Annotated in this window: 17 protein-coding genes; 8 read left to right on the forward strand and 9 right to left on the reverse strand. The window is 70.7% G+C overall.

The window, feature by feature from the left end; translation table 11 throughout:
* Positions 1-148: 148 nt before the first annotated feature.
* Genes ACNF49_RS14170 through ACNF49_RS14185 form a run of 4 tightly spaced genes read left to right on the forward strand, consistent with a single transcriptional unit; the run spans position 149 to position 7022 of the window.
* Entirely contained in the window at positions 149-3673 is a 3525-nt protein-coding gene (locus ACNF49_RS14170) for a hypothetical protein (RefSeq protein ID WP_482943950.1), read from the forward strand.
* Positions 3670-6057: a LamG-like jellyroll fold domain-containing protein gene (locus ACNF49_RS14175; RefSeq protein ID WP_482943951.1), complete on the forward strand. Its 2388-nt coding sequence runs from the start codon at positions 3670-3672 to the stop codon at positions 6055-6057. Before ACNF49_RS14170 ends, ACNF49_RS14175 begins: the two co-directional genes overlap by 4 nt.
* Positions 6054-6509, forward strand: coding sequence for a hypothetical protein (locus ACNF49_RS14180; protein ID WP_482943952.1), 456 nt, complete (start codon positions 6054-6056; stop codon positions 6507-6509). The genes ACNF49_RS14175 and ACNF49_RS14180 overlap by 4 nt, the downstream gene beginning before the upstream one ends.
* Positions 6510-7022, forward strand: a complete 513-nt coding sequence (locus ACNF49_RS14185) for a hypothetical protein (protein WP_482943953.1) — start codon at positions 6510-6512, stop codon at positions 7020-7022.
* Positions 7023-7058: 36 nt separating this feature from the next.
* Here the strand turns inward: ACNF49_RS14185 and ACNF49_RS14190 are convergent, their stop codons facing one another.
* Entirely contained in the window at positions 7059-7703 is a 645-nt protein-coding gene (locus ACNF49_RS14190) for a DUF4352 domain-containing protein (RefSeq protein ID WP_482943954.1), read from the reverse strand.
* A gap of 467 nt (positions 7704-8170) precedes the next feature.
* Between ACNF49_RS14190 and ACNF49_RS14195 the strand changes: the two genes are divergently transcribed.
* The 4 genes from ACNF49_RS14195 (at position 8171) to ACNF49_RS14210 (ending at position 11150) form a co-directional block, all read left to right on the forward strand.
* Positions 8171-8488, forward strand: a complete 318-nt coding sequence (locus tag ACNF49_RS14195; RefSeq protein ID WP_482943955.1) for a hypothetical protein — start codon at positions 8171-8173, stop codon at positions 8486-8488.
* A 628-nt stretch (positions 8489-9116) separates the two neighbouring features.
* Positions 9117-10100, forward strand: coding sequence for a hypothetical protein (locus ACNF49_RS14200; RefSeq protein ID WP_482943957.1), 984 nt, complete (start codon positions 9117-9119; stop codon positions 10098-10100).
* 81 nt (positions 10101-10181) lie between these two features.
* Positions 10182-10736, forward strand: coding sequence for a hypothetical protein (locus ACNF49_RS14205; protein WP_482943958.1), 555 nt, complete (start codon positions 10182-10184; stop codon positions 10734-10736).
* Positions 10737-10745: 9 nt separating this feature from the next.
* Entirely contained in the window at positions 10746-11150 is a 405-nt protein-coding gene (locus tag ACNF49_RS14210) for a hypothetical protein (RefSeq protein WP_482943959.1), read from the forward strand.
* A 98-nt stretch (positions 11151-11248) separates the two neighbouring features.
* Here the strand turns inward: ACNF49_RS14210 and ACNF49_RS14215 are convergent, their stop codons facing one another.
* The 8 genes from ACNF49_RS14215 to ACNF49_RS14250 form a co-directional block, all read right to left on the reverse strand.
* Positions 11249-12148: a hypothetical protein gene (locus ACNF49_RS14215; RefSeq protein WP_482943960.1), complete on the reverse strand. Its 900-nt coding sequence runs from the start codon at positions 12146-12148 to the stop codon at positions 11249-11251.
* A 445-nt stretch (positions 12149-12593) separates the two neighbouring features.
* On the reverse strand, positions 12594-12827 hold the full coding sequence (locus tag ACNF49_RS14220; protein ID WP_482943961.1) for a hypothetical protein: 234 nt from the start codon (positions 12825-12827) through the stop codon (positions 12594-12596).
* Positions 12824-13081 (reverse strand): hypothetical protein, encoded by a 258-nt coding sequence (locus ACNF49_RS14225; RefSeq protein ID WP_482943962.1) that lies wholly within the window; start codon positions 13079-13081, stop codon positions 12824-12826. The genes ACNF49_RS14220 and ACNF49_RS14225 overlap by 4 nt, the downstream gene beginning before the upstream one ends.
* A gap of 23 nt (positions 13082-13104) precedes the next feature.
* Positions 13105-14661 carry a hypothetical protein gene (locus tag ACNF49_RS14230; RefSeq protein ID WP_482943963.1) on the reverse strand — a complete coding sequence of 519 codons (1557 nt, stop codon included), beginning with the start codon at positions 14659-14661 and terminating at the stop codon, positions 13105-13107.
* Entirely contained in the window at positions 14658-15617 is a 960-nt protein-coding gene (locus ACNF49_RS14235; protein ID WP_482943964.1) for a hypothetical protein, read from the reverse strand. Before ACNF49_RS14235 ends, ACNF49_RS14230 begins: the two co-directional genes overlap by 4 nt.
* Positions 15618-15646: 29 nt before the next feature.
* A complete protein-coding gene (locus tag ACNF49_RS14240) occupies positions 15647-16078 on the reverse strand; it encodes a hypothetical protein (protein WP_482943965.1) in 432 nt (143 codons plus the stop codon).
* A 13-nt stretch (positions 16079-16091) separates the two neighbouring features.
* Positions 16092-16568 carry a hypothetical protein gene (locus ACNF49_RS14245; RefSeq protein ID WP_482943966.1) on the reverse strand — a complete coding sequence of 159 codons (477 nt, stop codon included), beginning with the start codon at positions 16566-16568 and terminating at the stop codon, positions 16092-16094.
* Positions 16565-18097 (reverse strand): hypothetical protein, encoded by a 1533-nt coding sequence (locus ACNF49_RS14250; RefSeq protein ID WP_482943967.1) that lies wholly within the window; start codon positions 18095-18097, stop codon positions 16565-16567. The genes ACNF49_RS14245 and ACNF49_RS14250 overlap by 4 nt, the downstream gene beginning before the upstream one ends.
* Positions 18098-18245: the final 148 nt, after the last annotated feature.

The raw sequence follows: 18245 nt of genomic DNA on the forward strand, positions 1-18245 counted from the left end.
ACAAGCCCGCCCTCGCCTATCACTTCGGCATCCGCCCCTGGGAAGTCGGAAGGCTCACGTGGGCCGAGTTCGAGCTGTTCTGTAACGCCGTCGACGAACTGAATAAGCAGCAGTAACCCCATCCGGGAGGTGCTCCTTGGCCTCCTCGATGGCTTTCGACATCTTCGCTCGCGACCACGCCTCGAACGTTTTCGACGACGTCGGCGATTCGGCGAAGAGGCTGCAACGGCGCCTCGACGGGGTCGGCAAGTCGGCCGATGGCCTCAAGGGCCCCTTCGCCGGTCTCGGCGGCGCCCTGGGCGGGCTGGGCGGCCAGATCTCAGGCCTGGGAGGGCACCTGGGAGGGCTGACGGGCCGCCTGGGCGGCGTCGGCACGGCCGTATCGGCCGTGGCGTCGCCTGTGGCCAAGCTGGCCACCTCGATGGGGTCGCTGTCGACGTCGGCCCTCACCACAGCCGCGAGCCTGCTGGCCACGGCCACCAAGCTGGGCGCGGTCGCCGGGGCTGCCGCATCCGCGGCCACCAGCGTGGGCGGACTGGTCGTGGCGCTGGCACCCGCGGCCGGCGCGCTGGCCGCCCTGCCCGGCGCGCTGGCCCTGGGCGCGGCCGGGATGGGCACCCTCAAGCTCGCGCTGATGGGCGTCGGCGACGCCTTCGCCGCGGCGCTGTCGGGCGACTACGAGACCTTCCTGAAGGGCACCGAGAATCTCGGTGCAGCCGCAGGCAACGTCGCCTACGAGCTGTTCCAGATGGCGCCCGCCTTCCTCGGCATCAGGGACCACGTCCAGGACGGCGTCTTCGGGCCGCTGGTCGGCCAGATGTGGTCCCTGCTGCCGGCCATCAACGCGGTCGACGACGGCATGACCGGGGTCGCGCAGGCGTTCGGCCGGGCCGCGCTGAAGCTCGTGGAGTTCGCCCGCGACAGCGCCACCATCCACGCCATCACGGTCGTCTTCAACGCCACCAAGCGGTCCATCGACGACCTCACGCCCGCCCTCCAGCCGCTGCTGAACGGGTTCCGGGCCCTGACCGTGACCGGCGCCCTGTTCGTCTCAGACCTGGCGCCTGGTGTCGCCCAGCTCGCCAGCCGCTTCGGGGCTTTCCTGGAAGAGGCCGCCCTGTCGGGCAGAGCCTTCGGCTGGATGCAGGGCGCCGTCGACGTGCTCAAGCAGCTCGGCGGCATTCTCGCCGACGTGGGCGGCATCGCCAAGGCCGTCTTCCGGGCGATGCAGACGGCCGGAGGCGACGCCCTCGGCGTGCTGGGCCAGACCGTCGACAAGTTGCACACCTTCCTCGACTCCGCGCAGGGCCAGGACACCCTGGTCACGGTCTTTCAGTCGCTGTCTCGGGCCGCGGCCGCCTTCTTCCCGGTGATCGAGGCCGCCGCCGGCGCGGTCCGCGCGCTGGCGCCCGGGATCGCGGACCTGGCAACTGCGGTGGGGCCGGTGCTCTCGGCAGCGATTCGGGCGGTGACGCCCGCGCTGGCCGCGCTGGTGCCGGGCATCGTCGCGGCCATCAGCGGCATCAAGGCCGGTGTCGACGCGCTGGCGCCCGCGCTGCTACCTCTCGGGCAGACGCTCGGCGCCGCGCTGGGAACCCTGCGACCCCTGATCGCCTCCATAGGCCAGGCAATCGCCGCGGTGCTGCCCGGCGTGCAGCAGTTCCTGCTCACCATGGCGACCGGCCTGATGTCGCTCGGCCCCTCCCTGGCGCCCATCGGCCGGACGATCAGCGACGCACTCAGCGTCCTGCAGCCGTTCTTCTCCGGGCTGATCGTCGGCGTGCGCGCCCTGCTGCCGGGTCTGCAGGCCTTCGTCGCGGCGCTCTCGACCGGGCTGGCGGCCGTGGCCCCTGCCCTGGTCAAGATCGGCGAGGTGCTCGGCGCTGTCCTGACCGCCGTGGCGCCCCTGCTCCCCGCGATCGGCGAACTCGCCGCCGTGATCGTGCAGGTGCTGGGCAACGGCATCCGGGGCGCGCTGCCGATGCTGCGCGAGCTGGTGGCCGCGGTCGGCAGCGTGCTGCGCGCGGCGGCGCCGCTGGTGCCGGTGGTGGTCGGCCTGGCCTCGGCCATGATCGGCACCCTGCTCCCGGCACTTCGACCGCTCGGGCAGACCATCGGCGCGGTCTTCACCAGCCTGCAGCCCCTGTTCCTGGCGCTCGCCCAGGGCATCGCCGCACTCCTTCCCGGCCTGGAGGCCGGCGTCACCGCGCTGGCGGGAGGCTTGGGCGCCCTGGCCCCCATCCTGGAGCCGCTCGGCTCCCAGATCGGCTCCATCTTCGCCGAGCTCGGCGGCGCCTTGGCGCTGATCGTCCCCCAGCTCGGCGACATCGCGGTCTCGATCGCGCCGGCGCTGGCCGCCGCGATCCACGCGCTCGGCCCCGCCCTGGCCGCGCTCGGCCCGGGACTGGCCGTGGTGGCGCAATACCTGGCGGAGGCGTTCGCATCGCCGGAGCTCCAGGCCGGCCTGCTGGCGATCGGCAAGGGAATCGCCGAACTGCTGATCGCGGCGGCGCCGCTGCTGCCGGTCGTGGCCCAGCTCGCCGGGATCGTCGGCCAAGTCCTCGGGGTCGCCCTGACGGACCTGGGCGCGGTCCTCGAACCGCTCATCAAGGCGCTGGCGGCCGCCCTGCGGCCCGCGCTGGAGGCCATCTCGAACGCGCTGACGGTGCTGGCGCCGCTGATGCCGCCCATCTACGAGGCGTTCGGCAAGATCGCGGCGGCGGTGGTGAGCGAGGTGCTGCCGCCGATCCTGAACCTGATCCCGTCGCTGCTCACCGGGCTCGTGCCAGCCTTCGCCGAGCTGATGCGACAGATGCAGCCCCTGCTGCCGATCCTGACCGATCTCGCGGTCAAGCTCGTGCACGACCTCCTGCCCGCGATCCTGCCGATGCTCCCGCAGCTCACGGAACTCGGGCTGGCGTTCGCCAAGGTCGGGCTCGCCATCGCCGAGCTGATCGCCGACCTGGCGCCCCTGATCGAGCGTGGCATCGCCATCTTCCAGCACCTGTACGACGCGTTGATCGGCCACTCGATCATCCCGGACCTGATCAACGGCATCGGCCAGTGGATCGGTCGCCTGCCCGGCATGTTCCTGGAGTGGATCGGAAAGGCGAAGGACGCCGCCGTCCAGAAGTTCGGCGAACTGGTCGGCGCGGCGGCGCAGATCCCCGGCCAGATCCTCGGAGCGCTCGGCAACCTGGGCAGCCTGCTCTACAACTCCGGGCAGTCCATCATCCAGGGCCTGATCAACGGCCTGTACTCGATGCTGCAGTCGGCGTACAACGCCGCGGCGGACATCCTCGGCCGGATCAGGTCGCTGTTCCCCTTTTCGCCGGCCAGGGAAGGCCCGTTCAGCGGGAAGGGCTGGACCCTGTTCTCCGGCCAGAGCATGGCCGAGGGGCTGGCCAAGGGCCTCCTGCAGGGGCAGGGGATCGTCTCCAAGGCGGCAGAGGGGCTGATGGGGGCCGCCTCGATGTCGCTGACGCCATCGGTCGCCCTGGGGGCGGGGGGAATGGTTCCCATCACGCCGAGAGGCGGGGGCGATCTCCATCTGCACCTGTCTGGGCAGGCCCTCATGGGGCGGGACGAGCTGTACCGGCTGCTCATCAGCGCCCTCAACGAGGCCAAGGGGAGAGGCTTCAACCTCGGAAATCTAGGGGCGGTGGGCGCATGACGGTCATGCCGCAGACCATCTGCGAGATCGCGTTCACGAAGGACTCCTCCGACGGGTCACCGCTGTGGCAGGACGTCTCCGACTTCGTGGAGTGGCAGGAGGGTGTCCGCATCTCGCGGCGGCGTAGCCACGAGCTGGACGAGGTGCAGCCCGGCACACTGTCGCTCGCCCTGAACAACAGCGACGGCCGCTTCACCGCCGGGCGCACGAGTTCGCCGTACTACCCGAACGTCACCCTGAACAGGCCGATCCGGATCAGGGCGCGCTGGCAGGGGTCCGTCAACCTGTTGCTGAAGGGCCAGGCGGAAGGCTCCAACGCAGCCGTCTTCTCCGCGACAACGGGCACGCTAGCCACGAACGCGACCGCACCCGCAGGACAAACGTCCTCCATCCGCTGGTCCGGGACGTGGGCGACGGGGGACTTCATCCGGCTGAGCACCACCAGCACGGCCACGGCCACAGACGAGGCCATCTACGTGGTAGCTGGCTCGACATACAGCCTGCGCTGCCAGGCACGCAGGGAGACCAACGCCGCGAGCATGGCCTGCCGCATCCGCTGGTACGACAAGAACGGCACGTTCCTCAGCGAGAACACCGGCTCGACGGTGGCGCTCACGACCTCGTTTCAGGCTGTCTCCTTGTCGGCGGCAGCGCCGGCCAACGCCGTGTTCGCGCGGCCGACGTTCGTGGCGATGACAGCGGGAACGTCGGCCGCCGTGCTCAGCTCGGCGTGGCAGTTCGAGCGAGCAGCCTCGCCGACTACCTGGGCGTCTCCAGGCGACGAGTACAGGCGCTTCACAGGGTTCATCGACCGGTGGCCGCACGCCTGGACCAACGGCGTCCTGGGCACAGCGCAAATCACCGCCACTGACCGACAGAAGCTGCTGTCTCGCGACAAGGTCCGGCAGGCGCTCGCCGAGCAGACCCTGGCCACGGGACCGGTCTTCTACTACCCGCTGGGGGAGCCGCAGGGGGCTACTCAGGGCGGCAACCACGCAGTGACAGCCCAGCCAGACATGACGCAGCAGGGCATCGGCATCGGCGGCACCCTTGAGTATGGGGTCGACGGAGGGCCCGACAACTCAACCGGAGTCCAGCTGACGCCACAATTCACCGCGCATGGCCGACTGCTCACCGTGCCGGTGCTGACCACGCCTCTCGGCAACGGGCCGGCCGTCTCGGTGGGCCTGTGGGGCATCATCGGTGCACAGCCATCCGACGCGAGCACCGAGCGACTCATGTTCCTCGACAACGGCTCCGACACCGTACACCTGAGGCTCAACTACTCGACCAGCACGAACACGCTGTCGGTCGGGGCTCGCACGGTTACCGGCGCGTTCGCCGCATCCGCTGTCACGGCCCTTCAGGGCACCCTGCACTTCATCGTCGTCACCGCCCAGTACACGGCCGGCCAGCTGCAGCTACGGGTGTACGTGGACGGAGCGCTCACCATCACCTCCAGCCCGGCAGCCACAGGCTCTTGGCCGGCCATGTCTCGCCTCCGAGTAGGAGGCTTGCCCGGTTCGGCACTTGACCCGCCCGAGCTTGCTCAGGGGCACTTCAGTCACGTGGCCGGCTGGAGCACGGCACTGACGCAACCGCAGGTACAGGCGATGGCGGACGCGGTCGACGGCTTCGCTGGAGATCTCTCCGGGGCGCGCGCGGCACGCATCGCGGGATGGGCGGGAGTCACAGCCACCGCGATCGACGCCGGATCGTCACTGATGGACCGCCATCCGGCCACGGAACAATCACCGCTGGAGGCGTTCAAGAAGGTAGCGTTCTCCGAGGCCGGGCTGTTCTTCATGTCCGGAGACGACGTGGCCACCTTCCATGGCCGCAACCGCCGCCAGTTCCCGCCTGCAGCGTCCATCACCCTGGCCGCGGACCAGGTGGGGGCGGACCTGCAATTCACCATGGACGACCAACTGCTGATCAACGACGTGTCGGTGTCCCGCAGCGGGCAGACCGTCACGCGCGTGATCGATCAAGCATCCATCGATGAGCACCACGGCACCTACGCCGCGAGCATCGACACCCTGCTTTTCAGCGACGCAGAAGCGCTGGACCGCGCCTCGTACACGCTGAGCACGTACGGCCATCCCCAGCCTCGCGCTGGGCAGATCTCTGTGGGCGCTCACAACCTCGGAACGGTCTGGGACGAGATGCTCGGTTCCGAGATCGGGCAGCTCATCTCCATCACCGGCCTGCCGGCGGAGGCTCCCGCCGCCTCTCTTGACCTGTGGTGCGAGGGCGTGCAGGACGTGATCACAGACGGGACGTGGACCTTCACGTTCGACACCTCGCCGAAGCGTGACACGCCTGTGTTCATCCTCGACGACCCGACCTACGGCACCCTCGACGACAACTATCTGGGCTGGTGAACGTGGTTGTACGTGCGCGCCTGCGCTTCCTTGCGGAATGCATCCCAGCACCGCAGCCGCTCACCTCCTGGGAAGCGTACTGGCAGTTCGCCGATTCAAGGAGGGCGGCCACCCACCAGGGCCTGGTGCCTAGGCCCGCTGGCGACAACCCGGAAATGCGGGCGTACGCGCGCGTGGATGAGGGCCGGTGGATCGTCGATTGCCCGTGGGGGTGCGGATCGGCTTACAACCTGCCGCAGCGAGCCACCTGGTTCTGGTGCACCGAGTGCGCCGGCGGCGGGCTCGGGCTGACCGCGGTCCTCATCTGGCCGGACGGCATGGAGCGCCTCACGGCGAACCTGGAGAGTCTGCCGTCCATGCTGCAGCGCTGGCCGTGCCTTCCGTGCACCCTGCGGCTGGGCGCGGCCGAGTTGTGTGAGGCGTGCCGCAGCAAACAAGGCCAGGAGGTCTAGATGGCGACTGTCCCAGTGCCGCGCACCTGGACCGTCGGTGAACTGTTGACGGCGGCCAAGATGAACGTGGACGTTCGCGACAGCCTGAACTTCCTGCTGGCGCCGCCGTTGGCTGTCCTCACGAAGACGGGGATCCAATCGGTGACGTCCGGCACGCTCACAGCGGTCACGTGGCCCACCGAACAGGTTGATCGTGATGGCGGGCACAGCACGTCCACGAACACGTCCCGCTACACCGCCGCGACTGCCGGGTACTACACCTTCCATCATTGGAACGAGTGGGGGTTGGCGAGCACGTCGGGCTATCGGCGCGTCCTGTTCCGCCTGAACGGTTCGACCTACACCCACCAGGACGGCCGGACGTCGCCGACAACCGCGGCTGTCTCTCATCTGAGCGGCATGGTGTTCATGTCAGTCGGCGACTACGCGGAAGTCATCGTGGATCAGAACAGCGGAGTGTCGCTGGACCTCAGCAGCAATGCGCGCTGGGACGTTGCCTGGACTAGCACCTAGCCGATGGCGGGGCGGGGCGCGCTGAGGCGGAGGACATCAAGGCAGCGTCCATTCACCCTTCTGATCGGCGAAGCCGCTGTTCAGCGCGAACTGGAGCTTGGCCAGCTTCGCCGCCTCGGGCACCTCGAAGGCGATGACTCCCCGCCGGGTGTCCCCGGCGATGATCGTCGTCGAGCCGTTGAGCGACTGTCCCTCGCGCACCCGGAAGAGCGTGGTCCTGTACTGCTGCCCTTCGCCGTCGATAAGCAGCGCCCCGTTCGTTGGAGCGTCGCTGTAGACGATGGTGCCCGCGTTGGTGAGCGTCAGCTCCACGGCGACGAACTTGTTTCCGGGCTTGGGCTTCATGAATTCGTCGGCGGGTGTCGCAGGATTCACCACCTTGGTCACGGTGACCGTTACCTTCAGCGCCGGGTCGGAGCCCTGCAGGGTGAGCGCGTCGCCGACCGCTGTCGTCGTCGGGCCCTGCGCGGCCGTCTCTGCGGGAGCGCTCGCTTCTGGAGCGCTCGCCTCGGGGGCGGCGGACTCCGCCAGGCGCGACGGCATCGCGGCGTTCGGTGAGCTCGCCGTGGTGACCAGCGCTTCGCGGCCTGTGCTGGTGTCTCCCACGATCAGGACCACCGCGGCGCACCCTCCGAGCAGGAGCAGTGGGATCCCGATGGCCAGCGCGACGATGAGCCCCACGTTTGTGCGCTTGGGCGGCGGCGGGGGCGTGGGCTGCTGATAGCCGTACCCGTACGGCTGCTGAGGTCCGGACCCGTACTGCTGCGGGTACTGCGGGCCCGAGCCGTAGGGCTGCTGCTGGGGGTGCTGGCCGTACGGTCCTTGCGGCTGGGACGGGTAGCCCATAGAGCGACTCCAGACGTTGATCGGGGACGCAGTGGGACGTTCCAAGCATGCGCCTGGTTGACATCGCGCGCTTGTCCAGATCCGGACATGGTCGCGCTCTTGACGTGCCGTCCCGCTTCCGAGGATGGGCGGGGCGGCACCCCACCTGATCGCGCTGGACGCGCACCCGCGATCGGGCCGCCCGCTGCCGAGGGGGACAGGCGGGTGGCACACCTTCGCACCATGACAGCGCCCCTCAGATCACGGGAGTCGGAGGGGGACGTGTGCCCGATTCACCAACGCCATGGGAGCTTCATCGCAGCATGGAAGCCCTGCGGAGAAGCTTGGAGTCAGGGTTCGCCAACCTGAACGCCCGGCTGGACCGTGTCGTCCCTACCGATCTTTTTCATGCTCACCAGCAGGCCGTTCAGAGGGAGTTCGACGACTTCAAGCGTGAGATCGCCGAGCTGAAGGCTGAGCACGACGAGGAGATCACGAAGCTCCGCGCGGAGTGGGACGCGGATAAAAAGCAGAAGCTCGCCGACCGCAAGCTGCTGATCACGTCGGTGTTCACGTCGCTGCTGGCCCCGTTTGTGCTGTTGCTGCTCAGCCTGTGGCTGACGTCGAGGGGCGGTACGTGATGGGCCGCCACCGCCACGACTTCGACTTCGAGCCGCTGGACGATGCCCCGGACGTCGACGAGGAAGAGGCTCCGCGGCGGGTGTGGCGGCTGCCGCTGCTCGGCGCGATGCTGTTCACCCTCCTGCTCGCGGCCATCATGTGGCTGATCCTCGACGTGCGCGCCCAGCTCAATGCGGTTGAGCGTGACAGGCAGATCCTCGCCGAACAGGTGAAGCGTCTCGGGGGCACGCCGCTGGTGTCGCCGACCGTGGCCATCCGTGGGGAGCCTGGCGTGCAGGGTCCTGCCGGCCCTGCGGGGCCACCCGGCCCGCGCGGTACGCCGGGCCGCGATGGGGTGCCTGGGAGTCCGGGGCCGTCCGGCCCACCCGGGGGAGTAGGCCCATCCGGGGGAGCAGGTCCATCCGGTTCTCCTGGCCAGCCCGGAGCCCCGGGGCCTTCCGGTCCGCCCGGCGAGCGCGGCCCGCAGGGGGAACAGGGCGAGCGTGGTCCCCAGGGGCCACCTGGTGAGCCTGGCCCGGCGCCGAGCTCTCTGTCGTGGACCTGGCTCGGTGCCACCTACACCTGCCGGCCGGTCGAGGCCGGCTCGGCCACCTACCGCTGCGAACCAACCGATTAGGAGCGTGACCAGTGACGATCATCGAGAGCCGCGCGGCGTGGGACGCCCGCCGTCCACGCTCCAGCTCCTACCTCGGCTCCACCCGGGGCGTGAAGGCCCACTACACGGGCGGGCACGTCAACCCGGCCACCCTGACCGACCACGAGGCGTGCAGGGCGGCCGTGCGCGGCATCCAGCGCGGCCACATGGACGGCAACGGCTGGGCGGACATCGGCTACAGCATGATCGTCTGCGACCACGACCGGGCCATGGTCGGCCGCGGCCCGCACGTCCTGCCCGCCGCGAACGGCCCCGGCCTCAACTCCGGCCACTACGCCATCCTCCTGCTGGTCGGCACATCCGGCGTCACCGAGGTCACCGCCAGCATGAAGCGGGCATTCCACGCCGCCCGCGCCTACCTGCGCGAGCACGGCAACGCCGGGCCCGAGATCAAGGGCCACCGCGACGGCTACTCCACCGACTGCCCCGGCCCCTCCATCTACCCGTGGGTCCGCGCCGGCGCCCCGCTGCCCGACGCGCCCCCACCGTCACCGAGCCAGCCCGAACCGGAGGACAGCATGCCCGAGATCGTGTCCGTCGGCCTGGAGGACGAGATCGTCGTCCCGTCCGGCGTCGACTTCCAGCCGTGGTGGACCGTCGAGTGGAAGGACTCGGCGGGCTGGCACCCGTCCGGCGGCCAGTCCATCGCCCCCAACGCCGCAGTGTGGGCCGACGTCGTCGCCTACGTGGCGCTGCGCGGCCTCGCCGCGGGCGAGCCCGTCGAGGTGGCCATCACCCGCCACGACGCCGACGGCAAGCTGGTCAACGTGGCCTGGCCGATCGACAGGCCGGCCCGGCTGCTGGCCACGGCGGACGGCCGCGCCGAGGTCAACCTGGCCGCCCACCTGAGCCTGTCGGCGACCAGCCGCGCGCGCGTCAGCATCCGGCACGCCTCCGCGGGCCAGGTGGTGCTGGAGACCGCGTCAGCGTTCAAGGCCCTGCTGCACCGCTCGTAGGCGTTCGCCTACCCCTGTTTTCGCGGGCTCGTGCCCGCGTTCTCCCGCCGCGGGCGGGCCCCCAACCCAAGGAGCTACCTCATGCTCAAACGCATCCTCGCGACCCTCGCGGCTGTCCTCATCGCCGCCGGGCTGGCCGGTTCGAACCCGGCGTCCGCTGCGGCCGACATCCCGGGCCTGCACATCGGCGCGATCGGCTACAACGCGTACGGCCCGGACGTGGCCGCCAACAGGAACGCTGAGTTCGTCGACGTCGTCAACGACAGCGCGGCGGGCGTGCCCGTCGTCGGCCTGCTGATCCAGGACTCGTGGGCGCACGGCAACAACAGGACGACCCGGTGCAACACGACCACGCTGGCCGCGGGCGCGCTCCCCGTCGCCGACGGCCAGCCCGCCGACGTGCTCCCGGCCGGACACACGCTGCGGGTCTACATGGGCGCCGGGACGGCCCGCGTCGACGGCGAGCTGCACATCCTGTTCCGCGACATGCCGGACCGCTGCGGTCTGCACGGCCACCACCTGAACAACGGGCCCGGCGCGAACCGCTGGGCGCCCTGGGAGACCGTCTGGATCACGCTGGGCGGCGTCTCCGAGTCCAAGGGCTACAACTTCACCCGCGGCTACGTCGCCAGCTAGGAGGACGTCATGGCCAACCACGTCACAACCACCCCCAACTCCGAGGTGACCGGCGAGCCAGCGCTGTGGCTGGGGCTCGCCTCGGGCGCGGTCCAGCTCGCCGCGGCGTTCTTCCTGCCGTGGTCAGATGAGACGGTCGCCATCATCAACGCGGCGCTCGCCGCGGGCTTCGGCCTGTGGGTGGCGGTCTCCACCCGCGCGGCCGACAACGGCGGCAGCATCAAGGCCGCGATTCTCGGCCTGGGCCAGGCGCTGATCAGTGTGGGCCTGGTGTTCGGCTGGAATGTGAGCGACAAGCAGACGGCCGCCATCATGCTGTTCCTGACGATGGCCAGTGCGGCGTTCATCAGGCAGACGTCGTCGCCGAAGCCGGAGCGTGGCGCGCACCGCGACCGGAGCGTGACCAGCGCGTAGGTAGCCAGCGGGTTCTGCGCCACCTGCTGTCGACAGCCTGTCGGTATACGAACGCCCCGCTCGTCTCCTTCGTGAGGCGGGCGGGGCGTTCTCGCTGTTCAGATCAGGGTGAAGGACGAGTGAGGACGGTCGGGATCGATGCTGTTTCGTCCCGTCGGCCAGTCCTCGAGGTCGCCGCGGATGATTCTCCCGTCGTCCACGTGGATCTCTAGGTCGCAGCGTGCGTTCGGATGCCTCACGCTGGTCTCTGCCAGCACGCGATCCATGTCGAAGGTCGCGATCCCATCAGCGTCCTGTTCGCCGCGCACCTGGACGACGGTGTAGCCAGTGATTTCGCGTCCAGCGAGGGGTGGCATGCGGTGGTGAGACCGTAGCTGGTCCAGCAGGAACCGTAGATTGCTGGCGCGGCTTCCGGGGAGCGATTGCGTGATGAGCGCGGTGTACGTCTCCTGGATCGCGCGGAAGAAGTAGCTGAGCTCGGCCTCGGTCATCGCCGTGGGTGGCGTGGACTGTCCGGGCTCAGGAGATGCCTCGAGGGTGCCGTTCGAGTGGGCGGTGAACTGTCGGTGAGTCACCGAATGCCGTAGGTCGAATGTGTTGGCGTAGGTTCGTAAGATCCGCCGCCACACATCTTCGGTGAAGGGCGGCTCGAGTCGGACGCCGTTGCCGGTCTTGGCTCGGCTCACCTTCTTCTTGATGGAGTGAGGGCCGCCGCCTTCGTAGGCGACGAGCTGGGTCTCCACCAGCACATCGACAACCTTCCACGCAGCACCGAACACGAGTGGCGTGAGATCAAGCTTCGTGGGCTCACCGCCTATGTATGCTCGCGCGGTGATCACGCCCGGCGTCACGTGGGCGTGCTGGTGCAGTTTGCCTGTACGTAGATCGAGGATGTGTTTGCCGGTTGGTTCGGGGATGGCGGGTGCCTGCGTGTCGAGTATGTATCGCTCATACTCGGTAGCTTCGGCGAATGCCGCGGTGGGAAAGGTGGGTGTCATCCGTGCCCCTCGGGTCTGATGCAGACGAGGACAGGAGGATAAGCGGATCACTCGGGACGTGTTACCCATTCCGCATGCAGTCGCTGCGCTTCGAGATGCGGTTCGGGGTGACGGGCAGCCGCACGCGGCATAACGTCGGGGCGACATAGAGAAGCCCCGGCCGCGCGGCGAGGGCGTGACCGGGGCAGCTCGTCTCAGGCAGCTGTAGCGACCGGGACGGGCGGGTGGAATTCGTTGTCGAGGTCGGCGGCGTAGACCGTGTGCTCGCACTGGGCGCACCGATAGACGACAGGGCCCCCATCGAGGGCCGTGCTGCAGCGCGGGCAGCGGGCGGATGTCACCATGGAGATGCCTTTCGATCTCTGCAACAGGGGTTGAGGGCGCGGGCGCGCGCCGTCGTGGCTCGTCTTGGCGGATAGGTCCACGGCCTGGTGCGCGCCCGTCTTCATGAGGCTGTGGTTTCTCCCTGGCCGGAGTGGTGCGGGCCGGGGCCGCTGCCAGTCCGGACGAGTAGGTGCGCGGGCCGGGCGCCGGCCAGGCGGACGAGCCCGACGATGCCGGCGCACGCGAATCCGGCGAGCAGGAGGCCACCGATGACCAGCAGTACGGCCATCGTGGGGGTGATGGCCAGGGCGTGGCCGCCGGCGGCCAGGACGACGAGCAAGGCAATGGCTTTCACGGGACTCTCCTCGGCAGGCAGGTCGGGTAGGGCATGGCCGCCCGGCGGGTGCAAGCGGCGGCTTGGGTGGTGGTGACGGTCCGCTCGTAGGCGGCCATCCGGTTGAGCACACCGACCATCAGCACGGGGCTGCCGACGGCGGGCTGTTTGACGCCCATGACGATCCCGGCCGGGTCGGTGTGGGCCGCGGGCGGCGGCGTGGGGGTGGCGCAGGCGGTGGTAGCGAGCGCCGCGGCGACGATCCGGGTGAGCATGTGGGCTCCCTTCGCTCGAGGTGTCAGCGGGCCTTGGCGTACAGGCCACGCTCGGTGCGCACAACGCCGCCAGACTTGGCCAGCGCGCTGAGGGTGTTGCTCAGGCCGCCGCCGCTGACCTCGCGGCCACCGTCGGCATTGACGGCCTCCCGGATGGCGGCGGCCGGCATGGGACTGTCCGCGTCCGCCAGGACAGCCAGGATCCGGTCCTTCAGGGAAGCGGGCGGCAGAGTGACGTCCTCGCTCCCGTCCTCGCCCTCGCCGTCCTCCCCGTACTCGACGTCGTCAACGTCGTCGGCGTCGCCGGCCGGGAACGCCGAGCGTCCGCCCTTGCCCGCCTTCTTGCTCGCCTCGGCGGCGAACTGGGCGCACAGGGCCTCCATGGCGGGGCCGTCGTCCCGGGCGGAGTAGGCGGTGTGCTCGATGCCGCCACCGAGCGCGCGCACCGACGTGTGCTCCAGGTGGCGGGGCTCCTCATCGCCGTACAGGGCCAGGATCTCGGGGTCCTTGCCCTTCAAGGGGGCGATGGAACCCAGCCGCAGGTGGCGCATGAGGGACGTCGGGCGCGGTCCGGACGGGTAGTAGGCCATGCCCTGCGTGCCCGGGGCGTCGGCGTCGTCGGCGACGTCGAACGGCGAGCGCAGCACGGTCGGGGCCAGCGACTCGGGGATGGGCGCAAGCTGCGTGCCGCCAGGCAGGATGCCGTCGGCGACCAGCTGGCGCATCATGGACGACGTCCAGCGCAGCAAGGTCACCTCGCCGGTCTTCATCATCGCCCGCAGGGTGTCTGAGCCGCCCAGCTCCTCCAGGTGGGATGCCTGGGCGGCCAAGCCGACGCCCACGCCCACGGACCGGCCGGTCCTGGACAGCTCCTTCAGCAAAAGCGTGGCCAGCGCTCGATAGGGGGCCCCGCGCTCCAGCAATCTGTTGGCCTCGTCAATCCACACGTGCAGCAGCGGGTCCTCGCCGAGCACGAACGAGTTGCGGCCCATCGCGCTGTAGCGACGCATGCGGGCCTTGGCGACCTTCACCGCCGCCATCAGCATGAGGATGGCGCCCTCCGGACTGGTGACCCGCCAGTCCACGTTGCCGGCCGCCTCCGGAACGCTCTGGCCTTCCTTGAGATCGGCCAGCCAGGTGCAGATGCCGTTGATCTTTTCGGCGATCAGCTGGAGCTGGAGGGTCTTGGACTTGCCCGCGCCGGTCGTGCCGAACAGCACGAACCGCTGGGCCGATCCGGTCGACCGGTCGAACAGCCGCTTCTTGACCGGCTGCCCGTTGTGGTAGAACCCGGTCACGTACCGGCCGGCGTGGTCCATGACCAGGTCCTCACGGGTCACCGCGCGCACCTCGGCGAGCGGGTTGCGCGGGTAGATCATGACCAGTCCGAGGTGACCCTGGGTCTCCACGACCAGGCGGCCCGGGTCGTCGATGCCGAGCTTCTTGCACAGCGCCTTCAGGTCGTAGGTGATCTCCGCGCCCTCGGGGTGCTCGACCTTGAACACGGTCAGCTCCTCGCCCGCCACGGCGGTGGCATGGGCCGTGGGGCGGGCGGCGGGGTGGGTCATGGTGCTGGTCACGCGTCCTCCCTGGTGATGCTCTTCGCGGTGCCGGTGCTCGTGGTGCCGGTGCTGGTGACGGGGATGGTGCGGGGCGCGCCGCCCGGGGTGCCGATCTGGATCTCCGTCAGCACCGTGCCGGGCATGCCCTTGGGGGCCACGTGCTTGGCCCATCGGGTCGCTAGGTCGTCGGTCTCGTCGGGGTCGCCGACCTTCAGCTGCCGCACCCCGGCGCCGCGGCCGGGCACCGGGCCGATGGCGATCTCGTCCTCGGGGACGTCCATGAGCGCGCTCAGGCGGCGGATGGAGATGTCGGGGACCGGCTCGCCCGCTGTGGCGGCCCGGATGATGGCCCGCATGGACGTGCTGCCGGTCGGCTGGACGTCGTCGAGGACGGTGCCAGGGGCGACGCCGCCTTCGATGGCGGCCTTGGCCGCCCACCACCGGGCGGCCGGGTGGTCGCTCACCAGCCCGGCCGGGACGAGCTCGGCGGCCGGGGCGGGCAGCGGCGGGGTGAGCATCCGACGGCCGACCTCTGCCGGGCGCGCCACCCACACCCCGACGGTCCAGGTCATCAGCGCGGCGGCCTCGATGGTGGTGGCGATTGGGTGGATGCCGGAGGTCAGCCGCTCGGCGAACAGCAGGCCGGCCAGGCTGGCACCGGGCGTCAGGTAGAGCGCCGTGGCGGTCGCGCGCTGGTGCCCGTCGGGCTTCCACAGCCGCAGCGTGGCCAGCCCGGTCAGCGTCAGCGCCGCGTCGGCCAGCAGGGACACCCCGGTCAGGCTGCCGGTGAACAGGCCGGCGCTCGCGGCGCACGCCCCGGCCAGGGTGGCCGCCCGGCCGGTCACGCTCTGGACCGCCTGCAGGCGGCGGCGTGCCCAGTCCACGATGGGCCAGCGCGGCAGCTCGACGTCGAGGGGCGGCAGGGCGGCGGGTGCGTTGGCGGCTCGGCTGGCAGCCCGGGTGGTGGTGGCCATGGCCGGTGCTCCTCTCACTGATCAGCGGTTCAGCGGTTGCTGTAGAACTCGGACCTGGCCATCCGGCCCGGCTTGGTGCGGATGGCCTCGACCACGTCGCCGTAGTCGTTCTGGTGGGCGTCGCGGACCTCCTCGAACAGCAGCGACATCTCCTCCGTCGCCTCGGCCATGGCGGCGGCGTCGTCCAGCGCGCCGCGCATGACCGCCGCGGCGTCGCGGAACTCGCCGACCGTGTCGTCGTCGACCTCCAGGCCGGCCATCTGGTCGGCCGTCTGGTCGACGCTGGCTGCGCACCCCTCCACGTAGTCGTAGGTGGCGCGGATCTGCTCGCCCAGGCCGCGCAGCCGCACCGCGGCGTAGCCGAGCTGCACCAGGAGTACGCCGTAACGGACGATCCGGGGCATGATGCTGCCGCCCTGCTCCAGCGCCTCACCGGTCGCGGTGGTGGCCAGTTCGCTCATCGCGCGGTTCTCCCTACTCGTCGTGGTATTCGCGCTCGGCAGGCCGGATGTGGCCGTGGTCGCGGGTGGTGTCGGCCACGCCCAGGTCCCGTGCGGCGGCGTTGCCGGCTGCGACGGTGATCGCCTCGGAGGCTGCGGGCAGCGCTTCTGCCAGCCCCGTGGCGCACGCCGAGACGTGCAGGGCCTTGTCGACCAGGTGGACCCAGATGGCCGCCAGCCAGCCAGGCACCTTCAGATCGACGAGCTCGGCGTGCAGGGCTTCCAGGCGGCCCGCCATGCGTTCGGCGCCGACCGCGGTGGCGCGGGCCGCCTCCACCCCTTGCGTGATCTCCTCCGCTGCGTCCTGAGCGGCCTCGATCACGTCGCGGATGGTCAGCTCGGCGTCGTCGTCGTACTGCACGCCATGCAGCGGCACGGCCGCCACCCGGACCGCCACAGAGGCCGGGCGCGGACTGGGCACGGCCCCGGCCGGGATCACAGGTCGAGTCATCTGGCCTCCAGCGGGCTGGACGGGGGCTGGGCGGTCAGGCTTTCGTCGCGCGCTGGCGACGCGGCCGGGCCCGGAGTCGGGGGCGTCGAGGGGGCGGGACCCAGCGCGGGCCGACCGGCTCCCGTCACCGCCTTCGATGTCGGCCGGTCGGGCTCGTACTGCGGCTGGGGTCGCACGTCGACCAGCTCGGCGTGCTCCACCCGGACCGTGCGGTCTGCGGCGGGCGGCGGGCGCATCCACTGCGCGCCACGCGGAGGCGGCGGAGGCGGCGTCCGTTGCTGCTGGTGCTGCCAGCCGGGCGGACGAATGCGTCCCCACTCCCCGCCGGACGGGCGGCGGGCCCCCGCCGGCGACTTCGCCCGCCAGATCCAGGACCGGCGGCTGCGCGTACGGCGGGCCTTCGCTGGGCGCACCCTCGATGCGGGAGCCCACCAGTCCGCCAACCACGCCGGGGTCCGCCGCCTCCACCGCGCCCACGACGTACGGCCGCGCGTGCTGATCGGCTTCGCGAAGCGCTTCTTGCCCGCCGGACGGGGACGGGCCCAGCGCTTACGGCCGGGCGGCAGCGCCTTGCCCCCTCCAGGGCCTGCGTCCGGGCGGTTCTTCGGCGCCTTCCAGCGCAGCGGAGCTGGCCCCTTCGGCGTCTCTTGGCGCTGCTTCTTCTTGCCGTCCTTGGTGGCCTTGGGCGACGGAGAGTCCTTGGCCCTCTTGGTCTTCGGGGCGTCGATCGCCTTGCGCGGCTTGCGGTTCTTCAGGCAGGGCTCCGTGCCGAACCCGTCACGGTCCTTGCGGTTCTTGTTCTTGTTCTTGGTCTTGGGCGCCTTAGGCCAGCGGCCGTGGCCGTCCTTGTCGGGGCGGTTCTTGGGGCTCTTGGGGCCCTTGCGGTTGCCCTTCGGGCCCGTGCCGCCGCCGGATCCTCCGCCGTGGCCGCCCCCGTGGCCGCCGCGGCGCTTACGGTGCGCGCCCTCCTGGCCGAGACCACTCAGCAGACCACCGCTGGCGCGAGAGCCGCCCTTGCCACCCCCCTTGCCGCCGCTCTGCCCGGCCCCGTGGCTGCCGTGCTGGCCGCCGTGGGCCGCCGCCTTGGCCTTGGCCTTGTCTGCGATGGCGCGGGCCTCATCGGCCAAAGCATGACGGTGCCGGGCTCGCCCCCACATGCCCTTGGCAGCGGCCACGCCGAGCGCGGTCACCAGCGTCATGCACGTCTGCAGGACCTCCCGGCCGGTGGGGTTGTCCGGGTCGGCCGGGGCCGGCGGCGCGAACTCGCCGTCCTCGCTCTGGCCCTCGCTGCTGCCGGCGTCAGGTAGAGCGGGCAGGGGCGGGGGCGGCGGCATCATCAGGGCAGCCGGCGGGCCCATCGTCCCAGCGCGCGGCAGGGCATCGGACCAGAACGCGGCCGGGACATCGGCGGCGGCCGTGGCGGCGGGCTTGGAGGGGGCGACCGTCCGGACCGGTGCCGGGGGCGCGGCAGGCAACGGCGGCAACGGCGGCGGCGCGACCGGCCCTTCCGACCGCGGCCGGAAGGACACAACCTTGCCCCCCCTTACCGGCATTGGCGGTGTCGGTGGTGGTGTCGTCGGCCACGATGTCGCTCCTCTCAGGCGTTGACGGACGGTGACGGAGGGGCGTACTCTCGCGCGCCCGCGCGTCCGCGCGTCCACGCGTCCGTATTGGGGA

The organism is Actinomadura sp. ATCC 39365 (genome assembly GCF_054392275.1).